This is a genomic window from Agrobacterium sp. 22-226-1 (assembly GCF_053522345.1).
Genome location: NZ_JBNWCP010000028.1, coordinates 22,505 through 29,350, shown reverse-complemented (window position 1 = coordinate 29,350; position 6,846 = coordinate 22,505). Strand labels below are relative to the sequence as shown.

6 protein-coding genes are annotated in these 6,846 nt (G+C 58.4%); 4 read left to right on the top strand and 2 right to left on the bottom strand.

Annotated features, from left to right (window positions below; genetic code table 11):
* The first annotated feature begins 241 nt into the window (after positions 1-241).
* Entirely contained in the window at positions 242-994 is a 753-nt protein-coding gene (locus tag ACQZ5K_RS26125; protein ID WP_448741944.1) for a FadR/GntR family transcriptional regulator, read from the top strand.
* A gap of 56 nt (positions 995-1,050) precedes the next feature.
* Here the strand turns inward: ACQZ5K_RS26125 and ACQZ5K_RS26120 are convergent, their stop codons facing one another.
* Both ACQZ5K_RS26120 and ACQZ5K_RS26115 read right to left on the bottom strand, forming a co-directional pair.
* Positions 1,051-1,848, bottom strand: a complete 798-nt coding sequence (locus tag ACQZ5K_RS26120) for a carbohydrate-binding protein (protein WP_080857538.1) — start codon at positions 1,846-1,848, stop codon at positions 1,051-1,053.
* Between the two features lie 10 nt (positions 1,849-1,858).
* Entirely contained in the window at positions 1,859-3,646 is a 1,788-nt protein-coding gene (locus tag ACQZ5K_RS26115; protein WP_448741943.1) for a heparinase II/III domain-containing protein, read from the bottom strand.
* A 247-nt stretch (positions 3,647-3,893) separates the two neighbouring features.
* On the opposite strand from ACQZ5K_RS26115, the gene ACQZ5K_RS26110 reads away from it, so the two are divergent.
* Genes ACQZ5K_RS26110 through ACQZ5K_RS26100 form a run of 3 tightly spaced genes read left to right on the top strand, consistent with a single transcriptional unit; the run spans position 3,894 to position 6,840 of the window.
* Positions 3,894-4,823 carry a carbohydrate ABC transporter permease gene (locus tag ACQZ5K_RS26110; RefSeq protein ID WP_236766955.1) on the top strand — a complete coding sequence of 310 codons (930 nt, stop codon included), beginning with the start codon at positions 3,894-3,896 and terminating at the stop codon, positions 4,821-4,823.
* Between the two features lie 3 nt (positions 4,824-4,826).
* Entirely contained in the window at positions 4,827-5,663 is an 837-nt protein-coding gene (locus tag ACQZ5K_RS26105; RefSeq protein ID WP_448741942.1) for a carbohydrate ABC transporter permease, read from the top strand.
* Between the two features lie 4 nt (positions 5,664-5,667).
* Complete coding sequence (locus tag ACQZ5K_RS26100; protein ID WP_448741941.1) at positions 5,668-6,840, top strand: glycoside hydrolase family 88 protein; 1,173 nt, start codon at positions 5,668-5,670, stop codon at positions 6,838-6,840.
* Positions 6,841-6,846: the final 6 nt, after the last annotated feature.

Genomic DNA, 6,846 nt, shown 5'->3' with positions numbered 1-6,846 from the left:
TTATGGACTACCGTCGGCCAGATCGTCACGCTGTTCGAACCGCAAGAATGCGCCAACTACTTCAAATCGTGCGGATATGACCCCGAGTAAAGCGGACGCACTCTAGTGTCTCCGGGACGATTTTTAATACCATTCCGCGCGTCCTTTATTTGAAAGCGGGTAAAATTGGTATGATCATTGAGTTTTACTGAAATTCATCATACATATTTGACAGGCTTCACGCCTGCCTCGATTTCAATGCATGGTGACCGACGTGCCTGAACAGCAAAAACAGCGCAGCAAATCCTCCGGTTCTCTGGTCAGCAGAGTTAGCCTCAGCCTGAGAAACGCGATTGCCTCCGGGCAATATGGACCCGGCGACCGCCTGCCCGGCGAAATCGAGATGACGGAAACCCATGGCGTCAGCCGCACCGTGGTGCGCGAGGCGGTGACGGCGCTACGCTGCGACGGGCTGGTGGAGGTGCGTCAGGGGGCGGGTATTTTCGTGCTGAAGCGTGAGAAGGACGCATCGCCCACCCCCGGTATCGACCGCGCCCGGCTCTCTTCCGATCTGGAAGTGCTGGAAATCAGGACGCCGCTTGAAATCGAAGCGGCGGGCCTCGCCGCCCTTCGCCGCTCGCCATCGCAGGAAGAGGCGATTTTCGACTGTCACGCCCGGCTTCTGCAATGTATCGAGGAGAACCGCTCCATTCGCGAGGCGGATCTGGCGCTGCATCTGGCCATTGCGGCCGCCACCAACAATCCGCTTTTCACACAGTTCCTCGAGCTGCACGGTCAGGCCGTGATTCCACAATCGCGCGTGGTTTCCGAAACCGGCGAAAATGACCAGACAGCCTACCGGCGATTGATCCACAAGGAACATGAAGCCATCGTCATCGCCATATCGGACCGGAACGAACAGGCCGCAAAGCTGGCGATGCAGGCGCATCTGCGCGGCAGCCAGCACCGCTACCGCGACATGATGCGCGACCTGCGCGGCATCGCGCACAGCTAAAGGATTTCCAGTAAAACCGGGTCGTCGCTTTGTGCTCAGAAAGCCGCGATCACGCGCTACGGTGCTTCCCGCAGATCCGCTCCCCAAACCTCGATTTGCGTCAGCGCGGGAAAAGGCGAAGGGTCGTCGGCTTTTTTAAGATCATGCAGGCGGATCCATTCCACCTGGCGCGGCGCGACCGGGAAACTCTGGGCAGCCCCGGTTTTTTGCAGGGAAAAGCTCGCGCTTTCGCCGTCGGAAAAAGTGACGCTCGCTTTTTCCCACCAGGCATCATGAGGAAAGTCCGCCCGCAGGTAAAAAGTCAGCTGGTCGATGAGGACTGCGCGGCCGAATACGAGCGTCAGCGAAGCTTCGGGATCGCGGTTGATGCCCCAGCTTGTATAGGGCCAAAAGCCGTGGCCCGCGCTCGCCTTTTCACCATCGATGACATTGCGGGCTGCGAAGGCCGCCTCCCCGCGCGTTTCCGTGCTCGCATAAACGTGCGGAAACAGCGAGGTGTTTTCATGATCGTCAAACGGGTTGAGCGCCAGATTCCTGCGAACTCCGATTTCACCGGCAAGTGTGCGGCGCGCAGCGATCCGGTGAAGGTTACCGCTGAAAGCCTGCGGCGGATAGGATTTGCGTTTTGCCGCAGAAGGAACGGGCAGGATGAATTGGTTTCCGTGCAGGAAAACCAGCGTCGGCGGCATGCCGGCATCGAGCGCAAGCCAGATATGACCGGGCTGCGAAACCTCGACGACAAGCCTGTCACCCTCGCAATATTCTGCGCGATAGACGAGCAAAGCTTCGTCCTCCGCTCCGGCCTCCGCCAGAACATCACCCGCCGCGTTGACGACCTTGAGTGTAAGTTTCATCGGCACTTCCTTAACTGATCGTCAGGCACAGACGCTGGGCTGCGATGGGGATGAGAATGCGATAGATCACCGGCGGCCAGGACTGGCGAAGGCGGGCATCGTCCATTGTTATGGCTTCGATGGCGGGTTCTCCTGCGCCTTCGCAGGCTATGTCTCCCAGCCCCGCAAAGATCAGCCGACCCGGCGTGACAATGGGCTTTTCGGCGACCATTAGCGACAGAACCGCCTCCTGCCCGCCCTGATAGTCGTCAAGGACTTCCACATGGCTGCCACGCAGCAATCGGACGCGGCGACGATAGTGCTCAACACGCGCCACGGCCGGATAGGCCCCGGCTATATCGAAAGAGACTTCCGCCTGCTCTTCAGAGAATTTTGTCACAAAATCTCTCGCCGCAAACTCTGCCCCGGCGGCCTGCATGACGCCGCCGAAAGTCGGCAGATTGTGAAAGGCCGATTGCATCGTCCAGATGTCGTAGCGCTGCGGCGAGAAGGTTTTTGCGGTGTAGGTTTCCACCCCGACATCGATGATGAACGGCCGGCCGTTCTTATAAAGCGTGAAACTGCCGACATCGTTGTGGTTATGGCTCTCGCCATTATTGCCCGCCTTCACGGCAAGATCGAAGACCCCGTCGCGGGCAATCGCAAGACCGATACCGGGATGGGCGATGTCGGTCTTTGCCGGTTCCGCTGGAATAAGCGCGGAAAATTCCGGGACGGCAAGCACCGCCTGGACCCGATACCAGAGGTTCCACTCCTTGCACATCAGCCGGTCCGGTGAGCGATTCCAGCAGGCGGCAGCGAAAGCCTGAAGCCGTGGCGAAGAAACGGCCTTGCCAAAAAGATATTCCCGCCCGCCGGATGTCTCGACCTTCGCCGGCGCATCGGCGAAGTTGAAGAACCGGTCTTCCGCCACGTGCATGTTGAGAATGAATTCGGCCATGCTGCGCAGCTTCGGCGCATGAAAGAGCGGCGCCATGGAGCCGGGCGCAGAGGCTTCGAGAATGCTCATCGCCCCAAACAGGCAAAGTGCCGCATGGCCATAATAAAGAACGCCCTCTTCGCAGGCGCCGTCTTCCGCATAATCCTTCTGAAACGCATCGAGACTCTTGAGCGCCTTTTCCACGACCGAACGCCTCGTCGACTGGTCGGTGGGCAATAGCAGGGTCGAGAGAAGGACATTCTGGGTAATCCATGCCGTCCAGTTGTTCATCCGCTCGTCGCCATTCCCCATCCACCAGAAATGCCGGGTGAGATAAGGCGTGGTGATGCGCCGGTCGATCTCGGCGCGGACGCGGGAAACGAGGTTTGCATTTGCCCTTTCCAGTTCCGGTGCCAGCAAATGCAGGCACAAAGCGAGATTGGCGCCCGTTTCGGCAGCGAACAGGTCGATCACCGGGTTTTGCGGATCGGGCAGCGGATATCGCGGGCCGCCGCGAATATGGGAATTATGGGCGGGCAATTGCCAGCCGCTCTCTTCGCATATCAGCCAAAGACCATCGATGATGGCATCGAGAAAGCGGCCCTGCCCGTCGGCGCATTCTCCAAGAACCAGCGCGTTCAGCTTCAGTCGTCGGGAAAAATAAAGCGCCTCGAAACGATCGCGATTGCCGGTGCGGCTATATTCCCGGTAGTCGCCCGCCAGAATGACGGACCAGGGCTCGTCAAGCGTCTGTTCCGCCGCCTCTATGAGACTACGGGAAACCGCGCCCGGTGCTGAAGACCGTATTTTCTGCGCCGTCAGTTCCGCGCCGAAGTCGGCGAACCGTTCGGGCAGAAACCGCACCATTTCGACAAACACGCCCTCAAACCTCCCGCGCGTTCCGCAATCCGATATGGGCCTCCTATCATACGTATTTTTGAAAAACCAGAAAATTTGTCTGACTTTATGTAAAGTTGTTTGACCAATATCGATATTGTGTTATCCAGAGCGCGGGAGGCGGCAGGGCGAAGACCCGGACCGCAATGGAAAATGCAGGCAGCCGACACGGATGAAACAGTGAAACGGCGGCAATGGGAGATATGCTGTGGCAATCGCAACCGCGACCATGTCCGACAAGCAGGCGACTCCGTATCGCAGGAAAAAACTCCGCATCGTCTCTAAACGGCGGCGCCGAATAGAAAATGCGCTCGTTGCCTATTCCTTCATTGCGCCCAATTTTCTCGGCTTTGCGATTTTCACGCTCGGACCGATCCTCTTTGCCTTTGCGCTGGCCTTCATGCATTGGGACGGCTCCAATGCCATGCGTTTTGCCGGTCTCGATAATTTCTGGCGGCTTTTCGAGGACAGGGCCTTCATCGCGGCCTTCTGGAATACGGTCATCTACACCGTCGCTTCGGTGCCGGCCACGCTCGCCTGCGCGCTCGGGCTTGCGATCCTGCTCAACCAGAAAATCCTCGGCCGCAATTTCTTCCGCACGGCCATGTTCTTTCCCTATGTCGCATCGCTGGTCGCCGTGGCCGTCGTCTGGAACATGATTTTCAATCCGGAGATGGGTCCGGTCAACATGCTGCTCTATACGCTCGGCCTCGATCCCGCCGACATGCCGGGATGGGCGGCGGACCGGCACTGGGCCATGGTCACGGTCATTCTCTTCGGCGTGTGGAAGAGCATGGGTTATTACATGGTCATCTATCTCGCCGGGCTACAGGGCATCAATTCGGAGCTTTATGAAGCCGCGGGGCTGGATGGCGCCAATGCCTGGCAGAAATTCATCCACGTCACCCTGCCACAGCTTGCTCCCACGACCTTTTTCGTGACCGTCATGCTGACGATCCAGTCCTTCAAGGTTTTCGATCAAGTCTACATGATCACACAGGGCGGTCCCGGCACCTCAACGCTGGTTCTCGTCTATCACATCTACAATGAGGCCTTCATCTCCTGGGATCTCGGCTATTCCAGCATGATCGCCCTCGTCCTGTTCTTCCTCGTCCTGATGGTCACCATCGTCCAGTTCAAACGGCAGCGGGAGGATTGATCCATGCGCATCATGGGCCGCAAAATCCCCGGCGCCACGGTTGGCGTCTATCTGACGGTGATCGTCGTCACCATCGTCATGCTTCTGCCCTTCGCATGGATGCTGTCGGCGTCGCTGAAACTCAGCCGCGATGTCTTCGCGTTCCCGATCGAATGGATCCCCTCGCAGCCGCGCTGGGAAAACTATGTGGAAATCTGGACGAAAATTCCGCTGGCGCTCTTCATCTACAACACGTCGAAGCTGACGATCATCGTCACATTGCTGCAATTGCTGACCTCAAGCTTTGCGGCCTACGCCTTCGCCAAGCTGCATTTTCCCTACAAGAACACGCTGTTTCTCGGCTATATCGCCACCATCGCCATGCCCTGGCAGGTCTATATGGTGCCGCAGTTTCTGTTGATGCGCGAATTCGGGCTCAACAACACCCATCTCGCCCTGATTTTCCTGCAGGCCTTCACCGCCTTCGGCGTTTTCCTGATGCGGCAGTTTTACATGTCGATCCCGAACGAGCTTTGCGAGGCGGCCCGCATCGACGGCATGAACGAATATCAGATCTGGGCGAAGATCATGCTGCCACTTTCCAAACCGGCGCTTTCCACCTTGACGATCTTCACCTTCGTCACGACCTGGAACGACTTCATGGGTCCGATGATCTATCTCACCAAGACCGAGCTAAAGACCATCCAGATCGGCCTGCGCATGTTCATTTCGCAATATTCGGCGGAATACGGATTGATCATGGCCGCCTCGGTCGTGGCGCTTGTCCCGGTTCTCGTCGTTTTCCTGGCATTGCAGCGCTTCTTCGTCGAAGGCGTCGCCTCCACCGGCCTCAAGGGTTGATTTCATGCTCGATTTGACCACGTCCCTCCCAACCCCGATCACAGACGCCGAAATCGATGCGGCGCTGGCCGTGGCCGTCGCGCAGGTCAGGCGCAACCTGCCGCAATTTACCTATGCGGCGCAGAACCATTCGAGCGTGAAGAATTTTTACCCGGCAGTCGCCAACGACCAATGGACCGCCGGTTTCTGGCCGGGCCAGATATGGCTCGCCTTCGAGCACACCGGCGACAGGACCTTTCAGCATGCGGCGCAAATTCAGGTGCAGAGTTTCCTGCACCGTATCGAAAACCGCATCGAGACCGATCACCACGATATGGGCTTCCTCTATTCGCCCTCCTGCATCGCCGCATGGAAACTGGTGGGCGATGAGGATGGAAGACGCGCGGCGCTGATGGCGGCGGACCAGTTGATGGAGCGGTTCCAGCCGGTCGGGCAATTCATCCAGGCCTGGGGCCGCAGGGATAATCCCAACGAATATCGCTACATCATCGACTGCCTTTTAAACCTGCCGCTGCTTTATTGGGCAAGCCGCGAAACCGGCCGGGAAGACTACCGCACCGTGGCGCTTGCCCATGCCCGCACCACGCTTGCCCATTCCGTCCGGCCGGACGATTCCACCTATCATACATTTTACATGGACCCGGAGACCGGCGCGCCGGTGCGCGGCGTCACAAAACAGGGTTACAGCGATGAGAGCTACTGGGCCCGCGGACAGGCCTGGGGCATTGCTGGCATGGCAATTTCTTATCGATATGAGCGCCTGCCTGCCTATCGCGACACCTTCGAGCGGCTTCTCGCCTTCTACCTCAAACGCCTGCCCGATGATCTCGTACCCTATTGGGACCTAATTTTTGCGGATGGCGATGGCGAACCGCGCGACAGCTCGGCGGCGGCCATCGTCGCCTGTGGCCTCCTGGAAATGGCGGAGCTGGAGATGCCAGAAAAGGCGGCGGAATATCGCGATCTGGCAAGGCGTATGGTGAAAAGCCTCGCCGATATCTATTCGGTTCGCGATCCCGCGATCTCCAACGGGCAGCTTCTGCACGGCACCTATTCCAAGAAGACGCCCCATAATACCTGCCGGGGCGAAGGCGTCGATGAGTGCGTCTCCTGGGGCGATTATTATTATCTGGAAGCGCTGATCCGGCTTTCGCGCAACTGGTCTTCCTATTGGTGAGCGCGA

Bases quoted from the DNA above. Each gene is read 5' to 3' on its own strand.
- ACQZ5K_RS26125 (WP_448741944.1), top strand. From the start codon at position 242: ATGGTGACCGACGTGCCTGAACAGCAAAAACAGCGCAGCAAATCCTCC.
- ACQZ5K_RS26120 (WP_080857538.1), bottom strand. From the start codon at position 1,848: ATGAAACTTACACTCAAGGTCGTCAACGCGGCGGGTGATGTTCTGGCG.
- ACQZ5K_RS26110 (WP_236766955.1), top strand. From the start codon at position 3,894: ATGTCCGACAAGCAGGCGACTCCGTATCGCAGGAAAAAACTCCGCATC.
- ACQZ5K_RS26105 (WP_448741942.1), top strand. From the start codon at position 4,827: ATGCGCATCATGGGCCGCAAAATCCCCGGCGCCACGGTTGGCGTCTAT.
- ACQZ5K_RS26100 (WP_448741941.1), top strand. From the start codon at position 5,668: ATGCTCGATTTGACCACGTCCCTCCCAACCCCGATCACAGACGCCGAA.